We start from the raw sequence: 1,217 nt of genomic DNA, 5'->3' as shown, positions 1-1,217 counted from the left end.
TTGTTGTTTATCTACCAGAGCCCGGCCGCTGGCCGGGCTCACCCCTGAACGGACTTGTGGTTATTTATGGAAAAGTCGAAGTTGCGCAAAGTCGGTATGGGTTTGGCGTTGGTGGCAGTGGCGGGATTGGCGTTCTACGCGGTGCAGGCCCCAGCCGAGGCGCCGCAGTACCTGACCGCCACGGTGGAACGCAGTGATATCGAAAACGCGGTGCTGGCCACCGGGTTGCTCGAAGGTATCAAGCAAGTGGATGTCGGCGCGCAAGTGTCCGGGCAATTGAAGTCGCTCAAGGTCAAGGTCGGCGACAAGGTGAAGAAGGGCCAGTGGCTGGCGGAAATCGACCCGTTGGTATTGCAGAACACCCTGCGTCAGGCCCAGGTCGATGAGGAAAACCTGCAGGCGCAAAAACGCGCCACTCAGGCTCAACTGAGGCAGACCAAAGCGATTTACGAGCGCTACAAGAACTTGCAGGACGACGCCTCGATCTCGCGCCAGGATTTCGAAAACGCCGAGTCGAACTATCAGGTACAACAGGCCAATCTGATGTCGCTGGACGCGCAGATCAAAAGCGCGCACATCCAGATCGACACGGCCAAGGTCAATCTGGCGTATACGCGGATTGTCGCGCCAATCGATGGCGATGTGGTCGGCGTGGTGACACAGGAAGGGCAAACGGTGATCGCCAGTCAACTGGCGCCGGTCCTGCTGAAACTGGCGGATCTGGACACCATGACCGTCAAGGCGCAGGTGTCCGAGGCCGATGTGATCCACATTGCCCCGGGGCAGGAGGTGTACTTCACCATTCTTGGCGAGGACAAACGCTACTACGCGAAATTGCGCGGCACCGACCCGGCGCCGCAGAACTTTCTTGAAACGCCGCCCGCCGGCACGCCGAAGCAAAGCAGTGCGGTGTTCTATAACGCCTTGTTCGAGGTGCCGAATCCCGACCATCGTTTGCGCATTTCGATGACCGCGCAGGTGCGCATTATCCTCGACACCGCCAAGGCAGTGCTGACCGTGCCGGTGGCGGCGCTCGGCCCGCGCAATGCCGATGGCAGCTTCCCCGTGCGCGTGCTCGACGCCAAGGGCCACGCGCAGTCGCGCAATGTGCAGACCGGGATCAACAACAACGTCAAAGTGCAGATCAATGGCGGTCTGGCTGAAGGTGATCGCGTGGTCATCGGTGATCCGCTGACCAGTGTGGCGGGGGCGTGAGC

At 60.5% G+C, this 1,217-nt stretch carries 1 protein-coding gene; it reads left to right on the top strand.

Going from position 1 to position 1,217, the window contains the following annotated elements; translation table 11 throughout:
• The first annotated feature begins 66 nt into the window (after window positions 1-66).
• The gene (macA, locus tag VY732_RS17570; protein WP_331691317.1) at window positions 67-1,215 is read left to right on the top strand and encodes a macrolide transporter subunit MacA; all 1,149 of its coding nucleotides are present in this window, start codon (window positions 67-69) and stop codon (window positions 1,213-1,215) included.
• Window positions 1,216-1,217: the final 2 nt, after the last annotated feature.

Origin of the sequence: Pseudomonas sp. ZY71, assembly GCF_036542145.1 — a bacterium.
Lineage (GTDB): Bacteria > Pseudomonadota > Gammaproteobacteria > Pseudomonadales > Pseudomonadaceae > Aquipseudomonas > Aquipseudomonas koreensis_A.
Note: the sequence above shows the minus strand (reverse complement) of the source record. Positions and strands in the feature narration are given on the sequence as shown.